Source organism: Gordonia liuliyuniae (assembly GCF_021738805.1).
Lineage (GTDB): Bacteria > Actinomycetota > Actinomycetes > Mycobacteriales > Mycobacteriaceae > Gordonia > Gordonia liuliyuniae.
The window spans coordinates 290,581-311,689 of record NZ_JAKKOR010000011.1 but is presented as its reverse complement, the minus strand read 5'-3'; the positions used below and the strand labels follow the sequence as shown (position 1 = coordinate 311,689).

General features: G+C 65.8%; 15 protein-coding genes and 3 pseudogenes. 9 read left to right on the top strand and 9 right to left on the bottom strand.

The window, feature by feature from the left end:
- The first annotated feature begins 1,590 nt into the window (after nucleotides 1-1,590).
- Both L5G33_RS15530 and L5G33_RS15525 read left to right on the top strand, forming a co-directional pair.
- Nucleotides 1,591-1,938, top strand: a complete 348-nt coding sequence (locus tag L5G33_RS15530) for a TetR/AcrR family transcriptional regulator (RefSeq protein WP_236999088.1) — start codon at nucleotides 1,591-1,593, stop codon at nucleotides 1,936-1,938.
- A 30-nt stretch (nucleotides 1,939-1,968) separates the two neighbouring features.
- Complete coding sequence (locus L5G33_RS15525) at nucleotides 1,969-2,127, top strand: hypothetical protein (protein ID WP_236999087.1); 159 nt, start codon at nucleotides 1,969-1,971, stop codon at nucleotides 2,125-2,127.
- A gap of 231 nt (nucleotides 2,128-2,358) precedes the next feature.
- On the opposite strand, the gene L5G33_RS15520 is transcribed toward L5G33_RS15525, so the two are convergent.
- The 6 genes and pseudogenes from L5G33_RS15520 to L5G33_RS15495 all read right to left on the bottom strand — a co-directional run bounded on the left by L5G33_RS15520 (nucleotide 2,359) and on the right by L5G33_RS15495 (nucleotide 7,327).
- Nucleotides 2,359-2,763, bottom strand: a complete 405-nt coding sequence (locus tag L5G33_RS15520) for a hypothetical protein (protein ID WP_236999086.1) — start codon at nucleotides 2,761-2,763, stop codon at nucleotides 2,359-2,361.
- A 268-nt stretch (nucleotides 2,764-3,031) separates the two neighbouring features.
- Nucleotides 3,032-4,272 (bottom strand): annotated as a pseudogene (locus L5G33_RS15515) (IS3 family transposase).
- 54 nt (nucleotides 4,273-4,326) lie between these two features.
- Nucleotides 4,327-5,097, bottom strand: a pseudogene (locus L5G33_RS15510) (IS110 family transposase); the annotation flags it as partial.
- Between the two features lie 120 nt (nucleotides 5,098-5,217).
- Nucleotides 5,218-5,820 carry a carboxymuconolactone decarboxylase family protein gene (locus L5G33_RS15505; RefSeq protein WP_236999085.1) on the bottom strand — a complete coding sequence of 201 codons (603 nt, stop codon included), beginning with the start codon at nucleotides 5,818-5,820 and terminating at the stop codon, nucleotides 5,218-5,220.
- Nucleotides 5,821-5,910: 90 nt separating this feature from the next.
- Nucleotides 5,911-6,447, bottom strand: a complete 537-nt coding sequence (locus L5G33_RS15500; RefSeq protein ID WP_236999084.1) for a cupin domain-containing protein — start codon at nucleotides 6,445-6,447, stop codon at nucleotides 5,911-5,913.
- A gap of 46 nt (nucleotides 6,448-6,493) precedes the next feature.
- Entirely contained in the window at nucleotides 6,494-7,327 is an 834-nt protein-coding gene (locus L5G33_RS15495; protein WP_236999083.1) for a mycofactocin-coupled SDR family oxidoreductase, read from the bottom strand.
- Between the two features lie 207 nt (nucleotides 7,328-7,534).
- Here L5G33_RS15495 and L5G33_RS15490 point away from each other — a divergent pair, with 207 nt between their 5' ends.
- The 7 genes from L5G33_RS15490 to L5G33_RS15460 all read left to right on the top strand — a co-directional run bounded on the left by L5G33_RS15490 (nucleotide 7,535) and on the right by L5G33_RS15460 (nucleotide 17,062).
- Nucleotides 7,535-8,695, top strand: coding sequence for an acyl-CoA dehydrogenase family protein (locus L5G33_RS15490; RefSeq protein WP_236999082.1), 1,161 nt, complete (start codon nucleotides 7,535-7,537; stop codon nucleotides 8,693-8,695).
- On the top strand, nucleotides 8,688-9,848 hold the full coding sequence (locus L5G33_RS15485) for an acyl-CoA dehydrogenase family protein (RefSeq protein ID WP_236999081.1): 1,161 nt from the start codon (nucleotides 8,688-8,690) through the stop codon (nucleotides 9,846-9,848). The genes L5G33_RS15490 and L5G33_RS15485 overlap by 8 nt, the downstream gene beginning before the upstream one ends.
- A 92-nt stretch (nucleotides 9,849-9,940) precedes the next feature.
- Nucleotides 9,941-11,155 (top strand): acetyl-CoA C-acetyltransferase, encoded by a 1,215-nt coding sequence (locus tag L5G33_RS15480; protein ID WP_236999080.1) that lies wholly within the window; start codon nucleotides 9,941-9,943, stop codon nucleotides 11,153-11,155.
- 37 nt (nucleotides 11,156-11,192) lie between these two features.
- Nucleotides 11,193-13,355: a 3-hydroxyacyl-CoA dehydrogenase NAD-binding domain-containing protein gene (locus L5G33_RS15475; protein ID WP_236999079.1), complete on the top strand. Its 2,163-nt coding sequence runs from the start codon at nucleotides 11,193-11,195 to the stop codon at nucleotides 13,353-13,355.
- A 104-nt stretch (nucleotides 13,356-13,459) separates the two neighbouring features.
- Nucleotides 13,460-14,251, top strand: a complete 792-nt coding sequence (locus L5G33_RS15470) for an SDR family NAD(P)-dependent oxidoreductase (protein WP_236999078.1) — start codon at nucleotides 13,460-13,462, stop codon at nucleotides 14,249-14,251.
- A gap of 84 nt (nucleotides 14,252-14,335) precedes the next feature.
- Nucleotides 14,336-14,986, top strand: a complete 651-nt coding sequence (locus L5G33_RS15465; protein WP_236999077.1) for a TetR/AcrR family transcriptional regulator — start codon at nucleotides 14,336-14,338, stop codon at nucleotides 14,984-14,986.
- Between the two features lie 243 nt (nucleotides 14,987-15,229).
- Nucleotides 15,230-17,062, top strand: a complete 1,833-nt coding sequence (locus L5G33_RS15460; protein ID WP_236999076.1) for an AMP-dependent synthetase/ligase — start codon at nucleotides 15,230-15,232, stop codon at nucleotides 17,060-17,062.
- 354 nt (nucleotides 17,063-17,416) lie between these two features.
- Here the strand turns inward: L5G33_RS15460 and L5G33_RS15455 are convergent.
- The 3 genes and pseudogenes from L5G33_RS15455 to L5G33_RS15445 all read right to left on the bottom strand — a co-directional run.
- A pseudogene (locus tag L5G33_RS15455) lies at nucleotides 17,417-18,797 on the bottom strand (IS1380 family transposase); the annotation flags it as partial.
- 314 nt (nucleotides 18,798-19,111) lie between these two features.
- Nucleotides 19,112-19,459 carry an IS3 family transposase gene (locus L5G33_RS15450; protein WP_236999075.1) on the bottom strand — a complete coding sequence of 116 codons (348 nt, stop codon included), beginning with the start codon at nucleotides 19,457-19,459 and terminating at the stop codon, nucleotides 19,112-19,114.
- A gap of 372 nt (nucleotides 19,460-19,831) precedes the next feature.
- Entirely contained in the window at nucleotides 19,832-20,935 is a 1,104-nt protein-coding gene (locus tag L5G33_RS15445; RefSeq protein WP_236999074.1) for an agmatine deiminase family protein, read from the bottom strand.
- Between the last annotated feature and the right edge of the window lie 174 nt (nucleotides 20,936-21,109).

The following is a 21,109-nucleotide window of genomic DNA, read 5'->3' as shown; positions in this document are numbered from 1 at the left end:
CGCCCCTGAACGTGATCTCGTGATAATTCGGGTGCTCAGCACGTCGTGTCCCACAGCGCCGTGTTGTCGTCAGTCCATGCTGGGCCGAAATGTTTTCGGGTGTGGCCAGTCTTCGGTGCACGTCTTTTCACGGGAAGGTCGGCAAGGGTGTGCGCGGCTGCACCTGGTATCACCGAACTGCTGCGCTGAGTTGTGCCCAGACTTCCGAGATCGGCTCTCGGCAACGCGGCACAGGCCGACGCAGAGAGCGCGCAACTTACGGCCAGCGCGATCGCCGACGATGGTCGCCACTGTTTCTCACGTCCGAACCATAGCGAGAGACACCGACATTGCCGACAGGAGCCGCGCTTAGGCGCCGAGCCCGGCCACGACCGACAGCACCATCATCTCGGCATTGCTTGCTCAACTGACCGCCAAAGACGCCGAGACCAGACGACTTCGAGCCGACATCAACGCCAAGGACGATCTCATCGCCAGCCTGTACGGACGCCTCGACTCCTACACAGGTCCTTGACGCACACCGTCGCCCACCAGCATCAGGAATGCGCTCACTGCACGGTTCACCCGACCTGACTCGACAGGGCACATTCGCGCGCACAGTGCCGCTGCCGCTCGATTCTCAGGCGGCCGGAACGTCAGGCCGACAGCGTGGCCCGTTAACGGGAGCGAGGAGCATCGACAGTTCGGGGGAGTCCAGTCGTCGCTACCGGGGTGGAGGAGAACGCCGCGCGGCCCGCGAAACGCCTCGGGGCGCGGAGGAACGTGCGCAAGCATGTCGGCGATCACCCGAAGAGCTAGTCGCGATGCGGCTCCGCGCGGGTCGGTGGCACACAGCCTCGACAACTCGGCGTTCTTACTCATCAGGTGAACGGGCGCGAACCACGTCACAGGTATGCGCCGCCGTCCCATGCAGGACGGTATGAACCGAAGTGACGGAGCGGCCCACGCGAGAGTACGACTTCGTGTCGCATGGCGCACGACATCAGGATCCCCGGCGAAGTCAAGAAGGCACGTTGCGACTACTGCGGCTGCACGCTGAATACGGTGCGCAGCCTCGTAGCACGAGCATGCCTCCCATGCTTGCCCTGAAGAGCAGCAGCGGTCGGGTGTCTTCGTCGGTCTCTGCCGTAACGAGGTCACTGAGCATGCACGGCCAGTCGTCATAACGGACCCGGCCGGGATGCTCGACCTTGGTCAGGCCGTACAGGGGTACGTCAGGTGCCAATACATCGCATCCCTCGGAAGCAGGATCGCCGCTAACGGCCAGACGAGCCCGCTGTGCCCACCTGCACCGTGAACAAGCATGACGCGTATCGGTGCGTCCGGACGTGGCACGCGAGCAATGTGTACATCGACTGCGCCAGCACCGTGACCCCGAGTCTGTGGTTCGCGTACCCACTTCCACCATGTCGACTTAGATTCAACGGGTTCGGCGATTCGGCGCCAACGCTCGGGAAGGAACTCAATGTAGGGGTTCGTTGTCATGACATCCAGCCTCGCTCTGACTTCAGAGGGCAACAACTCGCATTCCAATACCATTGCCGTATGCGGAAAAGACCACGTCAACAACGGTCTACGTTCACTGTTGACGTGATTGTCGAAGCAGCTACTCGCTTACTCGCCAGCGAAGGCCGAATCCTGACCACCAATCGGGTCGCCGAACGCGCGGGCGTCTCAATCGGATCGATCTACCAGTACTTCGGCGGGAAACAGGCGATTCTCAACGAGATCGCCCGACGTCACCTACGCAGTGGCGAGGATGCGATCAACGAGGTGCTCGCACACAATCCAGTCGGCGCCCGTCCGTGGCCGGACGTACTCTACGACCTGGTGGCGGTGACCGTTTCGCAGAACAGAAGCCACGGACCAGCTCATGGCCGACTTCGGCACCTCGTCATGTCGCATACGCTGGCCGAAGAGTACGAAGCCCTCCTCTGACGGCTTGCAGCGGCTCTAGCCGACTATCTCGTGGACGACGGCGTACCCGCGATCGCCGCTGAGCGCGCCGCGGTGCTCGCCGTCCTGGGTATCGAAACTCAGGTCCACTATCTCACCCAGACATCACTTTCGAACACGTCGATCACCCGCGAAATAACCGACCACGCTGTTCGCGCGCTGACTCTGTGAGGGCGACGTCGTCGTATCACCGCCTAGCATCGCCGGCCCACTGTCGGCGGCGACTCGACCGCAGAGCGCCGCAGCGAGTCGGACTCGAGGAGATCGTCGACGAACGCCGCTAGCTGCCGTCGGATGTGCAGTGGGGCTCCACCAGCGAGTCGAAGACCGCCTCGGCCTGCGCGAGTGCATCGAGTCGATTCCCGATTCTCTGTGTGGCTGCGAATTCAGCGTCGGCGTCCACTACTCGCGCACCAGCGCGACGGCGGCCGAGATGAATGTGTGCCCGACGGAGCTGGGATCGGCGGCGATGACCCTTGCTGGTGCGTGATCGTTCAGGTGTGGGTTGCGGCCTTGAAACCACGCCTGGATCAATGCGGGGGTGGCGCCAAGGCGGTGTTGCAGGGCAGCGACGGTGTAGGCCGCGTGCAACCGGGCGCGAGCGTCGTCCCCGATTGTGACCGCGCCGGTGATGTAGCCGGTGACCGTGGAGGTGCTCGACGCGCCTGCGAGATACGCGACCAGACGGGCTCCGAGCAAGATGCGCAGTTCCTCGACGAGCCTGGGCCCGTCGAGGGTGGCCACGCGAGTTGTCACCTGGTGGTAGACGGTATCGACGGATGTGTGAGTCGACTCCATGAATGTCATCGTCGCATAGTGACACCGTCTGATTCGCCCAGTTCTCTCGCCCGGGTGAGTACTGTGCTCTCAGCGGATGTTCGTCACTGGTCCACAGGGTTCGGTGGTGTCCGGTTACGCCGTGCTCACCGGTAGCCATGCTGAGCGGCGGAGGAGTCGCAGTCCGTTGAGCGCGACGATGATGGTGGAGCCTTCGCGTCCGGCGACGCCCAGGGGCAGGGGCAGCGTGCCGAGGCAGGTAGGCGTGATGTCAAGACCCGGGTTTGTTGGAGAGCGATCAGTTGTTCTGTGAGGTGAGATCTCGGGCCGTGTTCGTGGCCCAGTAGTCGGCTTCGATCGCCGCGGGTGGTTGGTAGTCCAAGGCCGAGTGCAGGCGGGTGGTGTTGTACCAGTGAACCCATTCGGCGGTGGCGATCTCGACGGCGTTGGTGCTTGTCCACGGTCCCTTCTTGTAGATCAGCTCGTGCTTGTACAACGAGTTCAGGGCTTCGGCCATCGCGTTGTCGTAGGAGTCCCCGCGCGAGCCGACTGAGGCGATGGCGCCGGCTTCATCGAGGGCCTGGGTGTAGCGGATGGCTCGGTATTGCACACCGCGGTCGGAGTGATGGATCAGCGCGGTCAGGTCCTGACCGGACCGTCGGCGCAGCCACAATCCCATCGCCAGGGCGTCGATCGCAAGGTCAGCGAGCATGCGGGTCGAGGTCTGCCACCCGACGATCATCCGGGAGAACACGTCCAGCACGAACGCCACGTACACCCAGCCGACCTCGGTCCGCACGTACGTGATGTCGGCAACCCACAACTGATTTGGCGCCTCGGCGGCGAACATGCGATCGACCAGATCGGCCGGGCGTGCGGTCTCGGGTGCCGGGCGGGTGGTGCGCGGGAACTTGCCCCGCACGACACCGCGGCTCCCCAGGTCAGCGCAGAGTCGTTCGATGGTGCACTTGGCCACGGTGATCCCTTCCAAGTGGAGGGCGGCGCGGATCTTGCGTCGCCCGTAGATTCCGCCGGAGGCCTCATAGACCCGCACGATCTGGGTCTTGAGGTACTCGTCGCGCACTGCTCGGACCGACGGCGGTCGGCTGCGGGCGGCGTAGTAGGTCGATGGCGCGATCGCACAACCCGCCTCCGACAGGGCAGTGCAGATCGCCTCGACGGGCCATCGATGTCGGTGCTGATCGATGAAGGCGACGATCAGCGGTGTGGCCGGTCGAGCTCGGCCGCGAAGAAAGCCGACGCCGTCTTCAATATCTCGTTCGCCCGACGCAGCTCTCGAACTTCCTTCTCCAACAAGCGGATCCGCTCAATGTCGGAAACCGTTTCAATCCCAGGCGATTCGGCTTGGCCGGCCTCCACTCTGCGGACCCAGTTCCGCAGCGTTTCGGGGTTGATGTCGAGTTGCTTAGCGATCCGGGCCAGAGCTCCGGACGCGGTCTCGGGATCCTTCCGAGCATCGATAGCCATCCGTGTGGCACGGTCCCGCAACTCGGGTGAGTACTTCGATGGGCGAGGCATGAAACAAGTGTCCCTTCCGGTAAAACCTGCCTCCATCAAACCCGGGTCAATTCAGACGAACGAGCCGATTGTGTTGCCGGTGGACCGTTCCCAGTCGCCAATCTCGACCGCGAGGCCGAACGCGGTCAAGGTGCTCACCCCGCGCAAGCATCCCAATCGGTGCACGACGTCGGTGAACTCACTGTTCGAGGCCATCTGCTCGATCGCCGCGTCCAGACAACGGCGTCGGGCATGCATCGTCAGCACGTGGTCGTAGTCGGTGTCGAAAGTCATCCGGGTCGCGGGCGAAGTCAACAACGGGGCTGCTTCGGTGCGCAGCCACGGTCGTGTGCTCCGGTCCACGCCGCACCGCCGTAGTAGACGATGCCGTGCCGCAGCAACAGTTTCGAGAGACGATGCCGAGCCCGCATCAGATCACCACGACAGTCCTCTCGAGCTCGGACCAGATCCCGGGCGGCCTCCTGCTCGACCGTCGGAAATAGACACTGCCGTAATCTCATCCAGACGCAACAGCCGGGCCAGGTGCACGGCATCCCGCGCATCAGTCTTCACCCGATCACCGGCTGGGCGTTGCAGCTTGCTCGGTGCGGCCACCTCGCACCGAATTCCCTGAGCTGTGAGGTACCGACACAGCCCGAATCCAGTCGGGCCTGCCTCATAGGCCACCGCGACTGGCCCGGCGAGCTCCTTCAACCACGACTGGACATGCGCATAATCCGGGGTCAATCTCGCTTGGATCAGCTCGCCTGTCACGCTGTCGATCGCCGCCGCCGCGACCGATCGTGCGTGCACATCGAGTCCCACACTCGTACGCTCTGAAAACACCGGGGCCTCCCACAATGTCGGATAGGCCGGGCAGGGACACCTGCTCGGTAACCCACGAGTCTTTGTGCGTGAGGCCCCGGCCCGCAACCCCGACCAATGCCGGGCGTCACTCCATACCGTCTAGGGAGTGGCGGACGGTGCTTCGGTGACGGGGTCGTCGCGGTCGTCGAATTCGAGGCGCAGAGCCCGGCAGATGGTGGAGTGCATTTCGTAGAGGCCGATCGCGAAGGTCAGCTCGAGGATCTGCTCGTCGGTGAAGGACTCGACAAGGGCACCGAAGATCTCGTCGGGGACGCGGCCGCCGCCGAGGACGAGGCAGTCTGTGTAGGTGAGGGCGGCGCGTTCGGCCGGGTCGAAGCAGGTGGCAACCTGCCAGGCGGGCAGTGCGTCGACCTGCTCGTCGGTGGCGCCGGCAGCGCGGGCGAACTTGCTGTGCTGGGAGAAGACGAACCTGCTGCCGCGGGCCCAGCCGGCGCGGGCCTGGCATAGCACCCGAATAGCGGGTGGGATTGTGCGGTCCGGGTTCTCGTACACCTCGATGCCCTGAGCGACGTATCGGAAGAGGTCGGGGACGAGGGCGTAGGTGGTCCACCAGTCCCCCCGTGAGCCTGTCCGTGTGCCCGGGTTCTGCACCGGGTCTCGGTCACCGAAGAGGCGGTCGTACCACTTCGAGATCACCGGGTCGGTGACGTCGGCTCGTGAGACTTGGCGCAGGCGCGGCATGGGGTGTCCTTGATCGGGTTGCTGGCCGACACCGCCGAGAGCGTTCGCCTGGAACGGTCTCGGCGGTGTTCGGAAGGAGGGTGCGAGCGGTCAGTTGCGTTCGGCGGGATCGACGGCAGTGACCATGACGCCGCTGATGACGGCCACCTGGCCGGACCGGTTGCTCCAGGCGTGCGGGGTGCCGCGCTGGACGAGGGTGTCGCCCTGCGTGAGTAGGACTTCCTCCTCGTCGAGCAGGGCATAGATTTCTCCTGAGACGACGGTGATGATGTCGACCGTCGGGGTCTGGTGGAATCCCGGCGGCCGGCCGTCGAGGTCGTCGAGGCCCGCTGATTGGATGGTCTCGCGGTAGGAGTCGGGGTCGGCGGACCAGCTTTCGTCCGGAGCGACGGAGGTGAGGAAGACCTTCACCCCCTCGCGAGTGGGCATGTACCGCTCCTGCTGCTGCACCAGGTCCGCGCCGGCGATCACCGGCAACGACTCGGCCTCGAAGAGGACGGTCGAGGTGACGTTGGGTGAGGGATACCGGATCGCACCGGTGGTGTCGGAAGTGACTTTCGAGGTGCCCTTATCGCTATAGCCGGTGACGACGATGCGGGCCTTCTGATCTACATCGGTCAGGTTCACGAGTACCTTCTTTTCGGGGTTGTGCGGTGTGAGCGATCCAGACACGTCAGGAGATCGCGCTGCCGCCGTCGACGGAGATGTTGGTGCCGGTGACGTAGCGGGCGTGGTCGGAGGCGAGCCAGAGTACCGCTTCGGTGATGTCGCCGGGTTCCATGTACGGCACCCCGAGTGGGACCATTCCTGCGGCGCGGGAGAGGAACACGTCATCCGAGGGTTCGTCCTGGTCGGGCACGAACAGCCGCTTCATGGCGTCGTTGCGGAAGATCGGGGTGTTGGTGTTTCCAGGGGAGACACAGTTGGCGCGGATGCCGTGTGGGGCGAGTTCGAGGGCGGCGGTCTTCACCAGGCCGACGAGTCCGTGCTTGGCGGCGACGTAGTTGCCGATGTTTTGGAGCGGCTTGAGTCCTGCGGCGGAGATGGTGGCAATGATCGAGCCACCCTTTCCGGCGTCGACCATGGTCGGCAGTGCGGCGCGGAAGGTGTGCCAGGCGCCGATCAGGTCGACGTCGACCACCGCGCGGAAGTCTTTGGGGGTCATCTCCCACAATGCTCCCGCTTCGCTCCAGATGCCGGCGTTGGCGACGACGACGTCGGGGCTACCGAACGCGTCGATGCCCGATTGCATGACCGCGGCGACTTCGTCGTAGGTGCGGGCATCGGCGACCCCGCTGACCACTTCGGCGCCGGCTTCCTGGACCAGGCGCACGGTTTCGTCGAGGTCATTCTTGGTGGCCATCGCGTAGGGCACCTCGGACATCTGGCCGCAGATGTCGAAGAGCACCAGGCGGGCCCCCTCCTTCGCGAATCGCACCGCGTGCGAGCGGCCTTGGCCGCGGGCGGCTCCTGAGATCGCGACGACCTTGCCGTCGAAGTCAGCCATTTCGATTCCTTCCAATCCCGAACGGGAACGACTGTGACACACACCATATGTGCACATAAGCAAAACTATCGTATTGCTTATGGTACCGCAAGAGTCGGTTTTCCTTGGGACTATTGACAGGCAAATTTTCCTGGTACTAATTGCAAGACTGTAGTACCGTGAAAATGACCCCACTCGGGGTTCCCATCGATAACGGAGTGGACCCACGTGAAGAGCGAGAATGAACGCGTTGCATCAGCCGCCCAGGCCGTGCTCGAAGAATTTCCCCCGGACCAGGTAGGAATCACGGCGTTCTACGGTGCCTGCTTCGATGCCGGACTGTCTTGGGTGCACTTCCCGGCGGGACTGGGCGGACTCGGGCACTCCCGCGGCGCGCAGCAGGCCGCCGACGAGGTGTTCCGGGAGGCGGGGGTGCGCTCGCCGTTCTTCGAGAACCCGATCGGCTACGGGATGGGCGCGCCGACGGTGTGCGAGCACGCCGCCCCCGAGCTCGCCGCCCGGTTGCTGCGACCGCTGGCGACCTGTGAGGACATCTGGTGCCAGCTGTTCAGCGAACCCTCGGCCGGCTCGGATCTGGCCAGTCTGGCGACCTCCGCGGTCCGCAACGGCGACCGGTGGATCGTCAACGGGCAGAAGGTGTGGACGAGCTACGCGCACCGGGCCCGGTGGGCGATGCTGCTCGCCCGCACCGACCCGGCCGCCCCGAAACACCAGGGGCTGACGTACTTCGTCGTCGACATGCACCACCCTGGCGTGCAGGTGCGACCGTTGCGACAGATGACCGGTGAGGCCGAGTTCAACGAGGTCTACCTGACCGACGTCGTCATCCCGGACACCCACCGGCTCGGCGAGGTCGGCAACGGCTGGCGGGTGGCGATGACCACCCTGATGAACGAGCGGTCCTCGATCGGTGCCGCGGTCGTCACCGGCGCCGAGATCGCGCTGGACTTGTGGCAGTCGCGTCCGGAGAGCCACACCCCGGTGTTGCGGGACCGATTGGTCGAACTGTGGATCGCCGATCAGTCGCATCGGCTGACCACCGCCCGCGCCCAGGTGGGCGGTGCATCCAGTTCCCCCGGGCCGGAGGGATCGATCGCGAAACTCTTCGGCGCCGAGTTCAACCAGGACGTCTTCGACTTCTGCATGGACCTGCTCGGCCCCGAGGCCACGCTCTACGACTCCTACGACCTGGCCCCGGCCGCGAACGGCCACTCGATCCAACGCCAGTTCCTGCGCTCGCGGGCGAACACCATCGAGGGCGGCACCTCCGATGTGCTTCGCAACATCCTCGCCGAGCGGATCCTCGGCCTGCCGAAAGAACCCCGTACCGACGACACCCTGCCGTGGAAGGACATACCCCGTGGCTAACGCATCAACTCTCGTACTCCGCGGGAACGAATTCACCTTCAGCTACGAACAAGCCGAGCTGCGCCGCACCGTTCGCCGCTGGTGCCAGCAGCACTGCACGCCGGAGTCCGTGCGGCACACCATGGGCACCGACACCGGCTTCGACCGGGCCTTGTGGAAGAAACTCGGCGCTGAAGTCGGGGTGATCGGCCTCGACGTCCCCGTCGAACTCGGCGGGGAGGGCGGCACCCTGGTAGACAAGGCGATTGTCGTCGAAGAACTCGGCGCTGCCCTCGTCTGCGGGCCGGTCCTCGGCACACTGGCGCTGGCCACGTCACTGCTGGCCGCGGTCGCAGACCAGTCCAGTACCCCGGGGCTGCTCGAGGCACTGGCCGCCGGGACGACCACCGCGGCCGTGGGTGTCCCGCACCGCGGCGCCGGCATCGACGTCGCCGGGATCGCGGCCACCGCGCACTGCCGCGACGGGCACTGGACGCTGTCCGGCACCGCAGAACATGTCCTCGACGCCCCGCAGGCCGATGTGGTACTCGTCGCCGCCCGGTCCGACGCCGGGGTCGCACTGTTCCTGGCCGATGCCGGAGCACCCGGCTACGCGGCGCAGCCGCTGAGCACACTCGACCTGACCCGCCGCCGCGCGAACCTGGCCTTCGACGACTGCCCCGCAACGCTGATCACCAGCGAAACCAACGAAGTCGCCGCTCTCACCGCGGCCTACGACCGCGCCACTGTCCTGCTGGCTGCCGAGCAACTCGGCGCCGCCCAGCACTGCTTCGACGCCGCCGTCGCCCACGCCAAGACCCGGATCCAGTTCGGGCGACCCATCGGCTCCTTCCAGGCCGTCAAGCACCGGCTCGCCGATCTGATGATCACTCTCGAACACGCCCGCTCGGTCGTCTACTACGCCGCCTGGGCGCTCAAGGAGGACGGCACCAACCCCGCCGTGCTGGCGAGCCTGGCGAAAGCGACCGCGACGGACGCCTTCAGCACGACCGCGGCCCAGACCCTGCAGATCTTCGGCGGCATCGGATTCACCTGGGAGCACCACGCCCACCTCTACTTCAAGCGCGCCGTCACCGACGCCGCCACCTTGGGCAGCGCCGCCGAGCACCGCGAACGTCTCGCCGCTCATCTGCTCGACCAGCCGCACACCTGAACCCATACTCCCCCACGGTTCCGGTTGTCGGCACCACTACCACACCGCACCCTCTCCCGGCCCCGACCAGGGGCCACACAGAAAGGACCGTCATGACGGCAGAAGCGCTGATCTACGACGCGATCAGAACACCGCGCGGCAAGGGCAAGAAGGCCGGCTCCCTGCACGAGGTCAAACCCGTCGCCCTCGTCGTCGGGCTGATCGACGCCCTCCGCAGCAGGCATCCGAACCTGGACCCGCACCGCATCGACGACATCGTCCTGGGCACCGTCGGCCCCATCGGTGAACAGGGCGGGGTCCTCGCCAAGACCGCGGCGCTGCGCGCCGGGCTGCCGGAGACGGTGGCGGGCGTGCAGCTCAACCGGTACTGCGCCTCCGGCCTCGAGGCGGTCAACACCGCCGCCGAGAAGGTGCGCTCGGGGTGGCACGACCTGATCCTCGCCGGCGGCGTCGAATCGATGTCCCGGATCCCGATGGGCTCGGAGGGCAACCCCTGGGCGATGGACCCCGAGACAAGCTACGAAACCCGATTCGTCCCACAGGGCGTGGGTGCCGATCTGATCGCCACCCTCGACGGATACACCCGGGAAGATGTCGACGCCTATGCCGCCGAATCCCAGGCCCGCGCCGCCAAGGCCCAGGCCAACGGCTTCTTCAACCGGTCGGTCGTCCCGGTCACCGACCGCAACGGGCTGACCATCCTCGAACAGGACGAATTCCTCCGGCCCAGAACCACGGTCGAGACCCTGGCCGCACTGCCACCGTCGTTCGCGAAGGCCGGTGAACTCGGCGGCTTCGACGCGGTCGCGCTGCAGAAGTACCACTTCGTGGAGAAGATCGAGCACGTCCACACCGCCGGTAACTCCTCGGGCATCGTCGACGGCGCCGCCCTGGTCGCGATCGGCAACGAACAGACCGGCCGCGACCTCAGGCTGACCCCGCGCGGGCGGGTGGTGGCCACCGCGGTCTCCGGCGCCGACCCCACCATCATGCTCACCGGCCCCGTTCCGGCGACCCGCAAAGCCCTCGCCCGCGCCGGCATGAGCATCGACCAGATCGACCTGGTCGAAATCAACGAGGCCTTCGCCGCCGTGGCCATGCGGTTCATGCGCGATATGGATCTGCCGCACGAGAAGGTCAACGTCAACGGTGGCGCGATCGCGCTCGGCCACCCGCTGGGCGCCACCGGAGCGATGATCGTCGGCACCGTCCTCGACGAGCTCGAACGCCGCGATCAACGCTACGGCCTGGTCACGCTCTGCGTCGGCGGCGGTATGGGCATCGCCACCATCATCGAACGCTTCTGAAACAGCCACCCGCACACCCGAAGAGAGCCACACGAATATGAGTGAGCAGACAGCGATCCGCTGGGAGAAAGGCGACGACGGAATCGTCGTGCTAACTCTCGACGACCCAGGCCAGTCGGCCAACACAATGAACGATCTCTACCAAAAGACCATGCAGCATACCGTCACCCGGATCGAGGCCGAGAAGGGCGCCATCCGCGGTGTGGTCATCACCTCGGCGAAGAAGACCTTCTTCGCCGGCGGCGACCTGCGGGACCTTTCCGCCGCCCGCCCCGACGACGCCGCGCGGCTGTTCGACGAGGCGGCCGCGGCCAAGAACACCCTGCGCCGACTCGAGACCCTCGGCCGCCCGGTCGTGGCCGCCTTGAACGGATCCGCGCTCGGCGGCGGCCTGGAAATCGCCCTGGCCTGCCATCACCGCATCGCGGTCGCCGGCAGCAACGCCCGGTTCGGGTTGCCCGAGGTCACCCTCGGGTTGCTGCCCGGCGCCGGCGGCATCGTGCGCACCGTGCGGATGCTCGGGATTGAGAAGGCCTTACACTCGCTGCTGCTGCAGGGTCAGCGCCTGGCCCCGGCCGCCGCGGTCGAGGTCGGCATCGTCGACGAACTGGTCGAGGACCCCGAGCAGCTGCTCGAGCGGGCGAAGGCCTGGATCCGCCAGCACCCCGATGCCGGCCAGCCCTGGGACACCCCGGGTTACGCGATCCCCGGCGGCACCCCAGCGAACCCGTCGTTCGCCGCCGTCGTGCAGACCCTGCCGTCGGTGCTGCGCAAGCAGCTACGCGGCGCCCCCTACCTCGCGCCGCGCAACATCGTCGCCGCCGCCGTCGAAGGCACCCAGGTCGACGTCGACACCGCGCTGCGGATCGAGAACCGCTACTTCGTCGACCTGCTCACCAGCCAGATGGCGAAGAACATGATCCAGGGCACCTTCTTCGACATGCAGACCGTGGCAGGCGGCCACAGCCGCCCCGGCGGCCACCCGACCTGGAATGCGCGCAAGGTGGCGGTGGTCGGCGCCGGGATGATGGGTGCCGGGATCGCCTACTGCTGCGCCCGCGCCGGCCTCGAGGTCGTCCTCAAGGACGTCACCCTCGAGGCCGCCGAGGTCGGCAAGGCCTACTCGGCGAAGATCGTGGACAAGGCCGTCACCCGCGGCCAACTCGATACGGCCACCCGGGACGCGGTGCTGGACCGCATCACCGCGACCACTACGGTCGCGGACTGCGCCGGCGCCGATCTGGTCATCGAGGCGGTGTTCGAGAATCCCGACCTCAAGGCCGCCGTGTTCGCCGAACTCGAACTGGTAGTCGCCGACGGGGCGGTCCTGGGCTCGAACACCTCCACCCTCCCGATCACCGGCCTCGCCGAAGCCGTATCCGCCCAGGAGAACTTCATCGGGCTGCACTTCTTCAGCCCGGTCGACAAGATGCCGCTGTTGGAAATCATCAGCGGGGCCCGCACCAGCGACGCCACCCTGGCGAAGGCGTTCGACCTCGCCCTGCAGATCAAGAAGACCCCGATCGTCGTCAACGACAGCCGCGGCTTCTTCACCAGCCGCGTCATCGGCACCCGGGTGCTCGAGGGCCTGGCCATGCTCGGCGAAGGTGTCGACCCGATCAGCCTCGAGCGGGCCACCACCGAGGCTGGGTATCCGGTCGGCGTGCTGCAGATCAGCGACGAACTCAACCTCCAGACGATGCACAAGATCCGCACCGAAACCCTGAACGCCGCCGCGGACACGGGCGCACCCGCGGCGCACCCGGGCGACACGGTCATCGCGGCCATGCTCGAACTCGGGCGCCCCGGCCGCGCTCAGCGGGCCGGCTTCTTCGACTACGACGAGCACGGCACCCGGACCCGGTTGTGGCCCGGAGTGCGGGATCACGTCCCCGGCGGCGATGCGGAGGTTCCGTTCGAGGACATCAAGGAACGACTGCTGTTCGTCGAGGCCCTCGAAAGCGTGCGCTGCCTCGAAGAAGGCGTGCTCATCTCGGTCGCCGACGCCAACGTCGGTTCCCTGCTCGGGATCGGCTACCCGACCTGGACCGGTGGGGTGTTGCAGTACATCAACGGCTACCCTGGCGGAGTCGCCGCCTTCGCCGCCCGTGCAGAAATCCTGGCCAAGGAGTACGGGGACCGCTTCGCACCGCCCGCCCTGCTCATCGAAAAAGCCAGCACCGGCTCGACATTCGCCTGACCTACGTCAGAGCCCGCCGTGGGGCGCTGCCGGGTACGTGCACTCAGCAGCGCCCCACACAGCAACCCACATAACGGACAACCACCCAAGCCGAAAGGCCCCGTATGACTTCCTCCTCCACTGATCTCGCCGGCCGTGTCGCATTGGTCACCGGCGGCGGCCGCGGCATCGGCCGCGCAACCAGCCTCGCCCTGGCCGGGCGCGGCGCCGCAGTCGCCGTCAACTGGGCCCGCGACGAGCAGTCGGCCCTCAACACCGTCAGGGAGATCCGCGACCTCGGGGGCAATGCCGTCGCCACCCGCGCCCGCGTCGACAACATCGACGACACCGAGGCCATGGTCGAGCAGGCCGGCACCGAACTCGGCCCGATCAGCATCCTGGTCCACAACGGCGGCATCGCCAGCCGCGGCCACCTCGTCGCTGACACCGGCGTCGACGAAGTCGAGCGGCTGCTGCGCGTCCACGCCATCGGCCCGCACCAACTGACCCGATTCGTCCTGCCAGCGATGCGGCAATGCCCCCGCGGAGACATCGTGATGATCAGCAGCGTCGCCACCCACCTGATGGAAGCCGGTGGGGCACCCTACAGCATGGGCAAGGCCGCACTCGAAGCCCTCGCCTACACCCTGGCCAAGGAAGAAGCCGACAACGGGATCCACGTCAACATCGTCGCCCCCGGCCTGGTGGCCTCCGAGATGGGCGATCGGATGATCGCCGCACGCAGCAACGGCACCGCCACCCGCGCCGTCGAACTCGACCCCCAGAGCCCCTTCGGGCACGTGTGTCGACCCGACGAAATCGCGGACGTGGTCACGTTCTTGGTCTCCCCGCCGGCCGGCTACCTCACCGGGCAACGCATCGTCGTCGACGGCGGCGCCAATCCGCACCGCCAGTGACCGAAACCGGGCAACAGCCGCGCCCACCCCCTCGTTGCGGTATTATGCAGTAGACAATCGTACCGACGGAAGGCACACCCCGAGATGGCCGAGTTCAGTCTCCCCGTGCACCTGCGCCCGCCCGCTCTCGGCCCGAAGGATCTCTCCTCCCGAGCAGCGCAGATCCTCGACGAGATGGGCAATGTCTTCATCACCGAGGGCTTCAAGCACCTGACAATCGCTGACCTCGCCTCCCGATTGCAGTGCTCGCGCCGCACCCTCTACGAGATCGCCCCCAACCGCACCGAACTCGTCCTCATCGCCATCGACCGCCGGTTGCGACGCGTCGGGCGGGTCGGCGCCGAGCGCCTGCACTCGATCACCGATCCGCGCGAACTCCTCGAGCAGTACATGCTCGCCGGCCAGTCCGAGGTCTACCGCACTGACGTCCGCTTCACCGAGGACGCCGCCCGCGACCCCGCGGTCACCCGGCTGATGACCGACCACTTTCGCTACCACGTGGCCATCGTGCAGGCGATCATCGAATACGGCATCGACCAGGGCGCATTCCGCAAGGTCAACACCCGCGTCGTCGCCGAGGTCATCGACGCCTCGCTGGCCCGGTTCGCCGATCCCGACTTCGGCCACGCCACCGCGGGCATGACCTTCGAGGACGCCACCACCGAACTGGTACCTCTGCTACTGGCCGGGATCGACGTCGCGAGCCGCTTCACCCCCGTCGCCTCTACGCGCTGACCTCCAGATATCGGCGGTCGGGGAGTTCGGCGAAACCTCTGGCGGTACGATCATAGGAATGATAGTCTCCTAATACGTTTTCACACCGGGTGTGAAAGACGTTCCACTACGCGTGTTGCGCATCCGCCACCGGCGAGGAGTCGCAGATGACATCACGCGAAACCCTCACCCGCACTGCGCGAAAGGCGACGCCCGTCGCCGACCCACACGTTCAAGGAAGTTGCACCGGGAGGCCAGCACATCATGACCGACGCAGAGATCACCTGCCCACACCCAGACGGGGGAACCGTCACCACCCTGGTCGAGGCGTTCGAGCGGACCGCGGCCCTACAGCCGGACGCGGTCGCCCTGCGCACCCCCGGTGACCACCTGGCCATCACCTGGCGCGACTACGCCGCCCGCGTACACGCACTGACCGCCGGGCTGGCCGCCCTGGGCGTGCGCCGCGGCGACACCGTCGGGATCATGCTCACCAACCGGCCCGAGTTCAACCTCGTCGACGCCGCCGCGATACACCTCGGCGCGGTCCCGTTCTCGATCTACAACACCAGCTCACCGGACCAGATCGCGTACCTGTTCTCGCACGCCGAGAACACCGTCGTCATCACTGAAAAGGCGTTCCTGCCAGGCATCGAGGCTTCCGGGGCCCGGCTGCAGCACATCATCTGCGTCGACGGTCCCGCCGACGGTGCGCTGACCCTCGAGGACGTCGAAGCCGCCGGCTCCCCGGACTTCGACCTCCAGGCCGCGCGGGCGGCGATCACCGCCAGCGACATCGTTACCCTGATCTACACCTCGGGCACCACCGGTCCACCCAAGGGTGTCGAACTCACTCACCGCAACATCATTGCCCAACTCGGCTGCCTGGCACCGCTTCTCGGGATCGGCCCCGATGATGCCACCGCGTCCTACCTGCCGCACGCGCACCTCGCCGACCGCACCGCCAGCCATTACGCGAGCATCATCCACGGCCAGCAACTCACTCTCGTCGCCGATCCGCGCACCATCACCGCGGTGCTGCCCGACATCCGACCCACGATCTGGTTCGCCGTGCCCCGGATTTGGCAGAAGATCAAATCCGGCACCGAAACGGCCCTGGCCGCCGACCCTAACCCGATCACCCGGAACCTGAACCTATGGGGGCTTAACGTCGGACGCAGAGCAGCCGAATACACCCTCGCTGGCACCAGACCGCCCGCCCCCCTGGTCGCGCAGCACGCGGTCGCCAACCAACTTGTCCTGGCGAAACTCCGTCGCCGCCTCGGTCTCGATCGTTGCCGGTGGGGAATCTCCGGTGCCGCACCTATTCCCGCGGATACCCTCGCGTTCTTCTTCGGTCTCGGGATTCCGATCTATGAGGTCTGGGGCATGTCCGAGACCACCGCTACCGTCACCAGCAACGCGCCCGGCGCGATCAAGATCGGTAGCGTCGGCAAGGTCGTGCCCCCCTCGCAGCTCGCCCTCGCTGCCGACGGGGAACTGCTCTACCGTGGCCCACAGATGATGCGCGGCTACCGCAAGGATCCCTACAAGACCGCCGAGGCGATCGACACCGACGGCTGGCTACACACCGGGGACATCGGCGAAATCGACGAGAATGGGTTCGTCACCATCGTAGACCGCAAGAAGGAACTGATCATCAACGCGGCCGGTAAGAACATGTCCCCCAGCAACATCGAGAACGCAATGAAGGCCGCCAGCTCCCTGATCGCTCAGGTCGTCGCGATCGGCGACGCCCAGCCGTACAACACCGCCCTGATCATCCTCGACCCCGACGTCGTCGCCGCCCGCAAGGACGCCCTCGGACTCACTGACCCCTCCTCGGCAGCGGCCGCCGTCAGTCCGGTGGTGCGCGCACTAATCACCGATGCCATAAGAGAAGGCAACAGCACCCTCTCCCGCGTCGAACAGGTCAAACGGTTCCGCATCCTGCCCCGGCCGTGGGATCCGGGTGGCGACGAGATAACCCCCACCATGAAACTCAAACGCAGGCCCATCGCCGAGAAGTATGAGGCAGAGATCGAATCCCTCTACGAAGCGACCCCCGGACCCGAGGTCGTTGACCTGGGCTCCTGACGATTGGCCGCAAACCCGGATCCGCACGAGGCGGCGGCCAACCGGCGGCAACAACATCCAAAGAGCCAACAACCAGCAGCGATGCGGGGCGCTGAAGGTCCGGTTGTCACTTCAGCTCAGTGATTCTCACGCCGAGTGAGTGGTCTATGTAGATCAACTCATATGCGATCGGGTGAGGTTGCCGAGTGTTCGTTAAGCCTCGATCCACCGATGAGCACGGGGTTGGCTCGGTGGGCGTGATCGTCGGGGGTGATGTGTCGAGGGCAGGGGTGAGTTCCGGGCGTCGCATCCCGGTTGTCCACGTGATCCTGGGTCGTGCCGCTTCGGCGGCGATGGCCAGATGGCTGCCATTGGTGGTGGCGCGTGCGTGACCGTGAATAGTCGCGCGAACGCGTTCTGCCATGGCCAGGCCTCGGGGAGGTGCAGGGTGATGCGGCGTGCGGAACGCGCCAGTCGCGCGGGGACTGTGACGAGGGCGCGGCGAATTGTTGCGGTCGTCGCCCGCGCCAGCGGTCCGGCCTGATCGGCGATTATGCCGGCGGTGCGGATGACGTTGAAGGCGATGACGGCGAGGACGAGTCGGGCGGCGTTGGCGGTGAAGTTCCCTGAGGGCAGGTGCGCGAGGGTGGAGTTCTTCAGGTCGGCGTGACTTGCTCGATGATCGCGTGTCGGCGGTGGACCTGGTCGGCAGCGATCGTGTCGAGAGTGCTGGTGGTGAAGAACGCGTGGAAGCGGTGCGTGTCGAACAGCGTCGGCTGAAATAGCTTTTTCCTGTTCAACTCCGGGATGTGCCTGACGACTAGACGCCCCTGAACTCGGTCCTTCTTCGGTTTCGAGGAGAACGCGGTGAAGGAGACCTCAGCCACGTCCGCGTCGGAGGTCCAGGTGTGTGTCGTGGTCGTAGACCGCGTCGGTGTACTGGATCTTCGTCCAGGCATCGTCCGCGATCGAGCCGACCGCGCGTTTGACTGCGGGATCCTGCCGGGCCGTGATCGACACGTCCGCCCCGGCCTTGAGCGCCGCGGCCACTGTCGCGTGGCCGTAATACGCGGAGTCCGCGCGCAGTAGGACCGGTGTTGCTGCCGTGCCGGGCAGTCGGGTGACGGTTGTGAGCGCGTCGGCGACGATTCGGGCGGCGCCGCGTGGGGATCCGGCGGCGCCTTTGCCGAGGCGTTGTCCGATGATCACCGGGGCGGTCTGCTCTATCGATACTCCTCGCCAGGAGCGCGTTGAGACCGCGAACACCGGAGTATCCGAACCCCGCGCCCTGCTTCTTCGGCCCGTGGACCTCGATGATCGTGTCGTCAACATCAACGAACACCATCTGCCCGTCCGTGGGCGCGGGGACGATCGCAGCCTCCCCGGCGAGGTTGATCAGCATTCGAGATGCGACGGCATCGAGTTGACGGACATGGGCGAATGTGAACTAGCGCAAGAGCGAACCCAACGTCGAGGGCGCGTAGATCGAGGTGAAGAGCTTCGTCATCCCGCTGTGGCGCAGCACCGCCATGTCATCGACTGAATCTGCTCCCGCGACCATTCCCGCTACCAGCGAAGCGACCTTCGACCCGGCGTTCGAACCCTTGTCCGTCGGGACGCTCAACCACTCATCGGCGAGACTCCGCTGCCCGGCTTTATCGGCAAGGCGGACGATCGGGAGCACACCCGAGACCGACACGAGATTCGGATCATCAAATGACCAAGCGACGGACCGTGCGGCGTGAGAAACTTGCATCTGCGAGATGCCTCTCTTATCGGGCGAAATGGAACCTTAGACAAGTCCTATTTTCCCTGATCAGAAAGGCATTCTCCGTTTAACGCGCCGACCTCAACCCGCCCGCAATCGGTGGATCCAGGTTAAGCCCTGGCGGTCGACGCGGCTGTCGATTGCCATGCCGAGTGTATTTGGTAACTAGCGCTGCAGTCGGTGACGCCTCGATCGACCAGCCGACGCCCCGCCGTGAGTGGTGTCCAGGACGGCGCAGCAGGACACATTCCCCTCGCGGGGACGCGCGGTAGTGTCGGTGACCCACGGTTTGATCCGGGCCACTACCGCTGAAGTCCCACTCGACGAGATTCAATGGCGATCGTGTGGGGTTTGACCTGCCGCCGCTTTCGCCGTTCAATGATGCCCTGCAACCCGGCGCGCTGCATCAACATCTCGACCTGACCGTGACCGCCGAGAATCCCGTGGCCGTTCGTGAGTTCAGCGTGGATCCTACGAGCACCGTAGATGTCGTGGGACTTGGTGTGGATCTCGGTGATGATGTCTGTGAGCATCGCGTGCCGAATCGAGCGCTCAGAAGGTGCTCGCGTACGGATGTTGTAAAAGCCCATCTCCGACCTGCGTAGCACACGACAGCCGATCTGAACGGCCAGACCTTCTGCGGCGATCACCTCGACCCCCGCGTACCGCCTTTTGGGGTCCGCCGCTTCCTTGATGAACTTGATCGCCCGGTGCGCGCGGCCATCAGATCGGTCCCGAGCGCCGTGATCTGCTTCCTTGCTGCCGCCAACTCGCCCTTCTCCGGGAGCGAACCTCCAGGCGTACCTGTCTGGAGCCACGACCTGCGGTGACAGGTCGGGCAGGCTTTTATCAAGCTACAGAGGAAACCGGGTCGACGTCGCCGCAATCGCGTGGACAGATCCTAGGAATGTCACCACCGCACGCGGCGGTGCCAGGCGACTCACGAGCCATACCCCCCGACCACGACGACATCGCCCTGCCAACAAGCCCCAAACCCGCCACCTCAAACACTGGCAGGCGATTCAGCGGCCGGCCGCAGAGTCACTTGTGCAATCGCCTGGGTGGAGAACGTTAAGACCCGTGAAATTCGGCACAGATCGCGCCCTGGTGGCAGGTTGTTGCTGGGTGATGCAGTGGATGCCGCCGCCGCGGGCGAACAGGGGCCGCGCGTCGATGGTAACGACCGTCCGGCCGGGATACATGGTGCCCAGGATCTCCACTGCGACGGCGTCGTTCGGATCGTCGAAAGAACAGGCGATCACGGCCCCGTTCACCACTGCGTGGTTGATGTAACTGTAATCGACGAACCCGTCGTAATCGCGGAGCACCTTCGGGGCGGGGACAGAGAGGACCTTCCAGGACCGCCCCGCGGCGTCGGTCGATTCCTCGAACACCCGACGCAAGCGGGCGCAGCGCTCGTGGTCCGGATGGGACGGATCACGCTGATCGTGCACCAGTACAGTGCCTGGTGATGGGATAGTCGCGACGATGTCGACATGCCCGCGGGTTCCGGCCGGCTCGTAGTCACGGGCGAGACCATAGGGCAACCAGACAGCATTCGTCGCACCAATTGTTCGCCTCATTTCTGCCTCGACCTGCTGCCGCGACAGTCGCGGGTTGCGGCCCGAGTCGAGCTGGACGGTGTCTGTCAGCAAGACGGTCCCATTGCCGTCGACATTGATACCTCCACCCTCGTTGACCAGCTGGGAACCGATATACTCAGCCCCCGCGGCCTGTCCCACGAACCTCCCGATCCGATTGTCCTTATCCCAACCTGAACGCGGGCCAGTCCAACCCCAGCCGTTGAATACCCAATCCACCGCACCGAGTCGGCCTGCCTCATCGAGGACGAAAGTCGGACCGATATCACGCATCCAGGCGTCGTTAAGCGGCGCCTCGATCACAGTGACCCGACGGGAGAGACACCGCGCGGCGGCTCCCCGCTCCGCAGGATCGACCACGACAGTCACTGGCTGGAAGTCGACGACCGCATTCGCGACTGCTGCCCATGTAGCACGAGCAGAACGCCGCTCCTCGGTGGTCTCGTCAGACAGGCGATCGGACATCGGAAAGGCCATCCACGTTTGCGCCTGAAGTGCCGTCTCCGACGGCGTACGCCACGTCATTGCGTACCGGTCGTGTTGCGCGTCGTCACGTGAGCGATGACTAAAATGTTCGGGCGAGCCAGTGTAGAAGCGTTCGAGATGCGCATGGGTTACATCCTTGGAAGTGCCATCGGTGTTCGTACGGTCTGATCAATCGCAACCGGCCAGCTACGGTCGAGACCACGGGCACCCCAA

Bases quoted from the DNA above. Each gene is read 5' to 3' on its own strand.
- L5G33_RS15520 (WP_236999086.1), bottom strand. From the start codon at position 2,763: ATGACATTCATGGAGTCGACTCACACATCCGTCGATACCGTCTACCAC.
- L5G33_RS15505 (WP_236999085.1), bottom strand. From the start codon at position 5,820: ATGCCGCGCCTGCGCCAAGTCTCACGAGCCGACGTCACCGACCCGGTG.
- L5G33_RS15495 (WP_236999083.1), bottom strand. From the start codon at position 7,327: ATGGCTGACTTCGACGGCAAGGTCGTCGCGATCTCAGGAGCCGCCCGC.
- L5G33_RS15480 (WP_236999080.1), top strand. From the start codon at position 9,941: ATGACGGCAGAAGCGCTGATCTACGACGCGATCAGAACACCGCGCGGC.
- L5G33_RS15475 (WP_236999079.1), top strand. From the start codon at position 11,193: ATGAGTGAGCAGACAGCGATCCGCTGGGAGAAAGGCGACGACGGAATC.
- L5G33_RS15470 (WP_236999078.1), top strand. From the start codon at position 13,460: ATGACTTCCTCCTCCACTGATCTCGCCGGCCGTGTCGCATTGGTCACC.
- L5G33_RS15465 (WP_236999077.1), top strand. From the start codon at position 14,336: ATGGCCGAGTTCAGTCTCCCCGTGCACCTGCGCCCGCCCGCTCTCGGC.
- L5G33_RS15460 (WP_236999076.1), top strand. From the start codon at position 15,230: ATGACCGACGCAGAGATCACCTGCCCACACCCAGACGGGGGAACCGTC.
- L5G33_RS15445 (WP_236999074.1), bottom strand. From the start codon at position 20,935: ATGACGTGGCGTACGCCGTCGGAGACGGCACTTCAGGCGCAAACGTGG.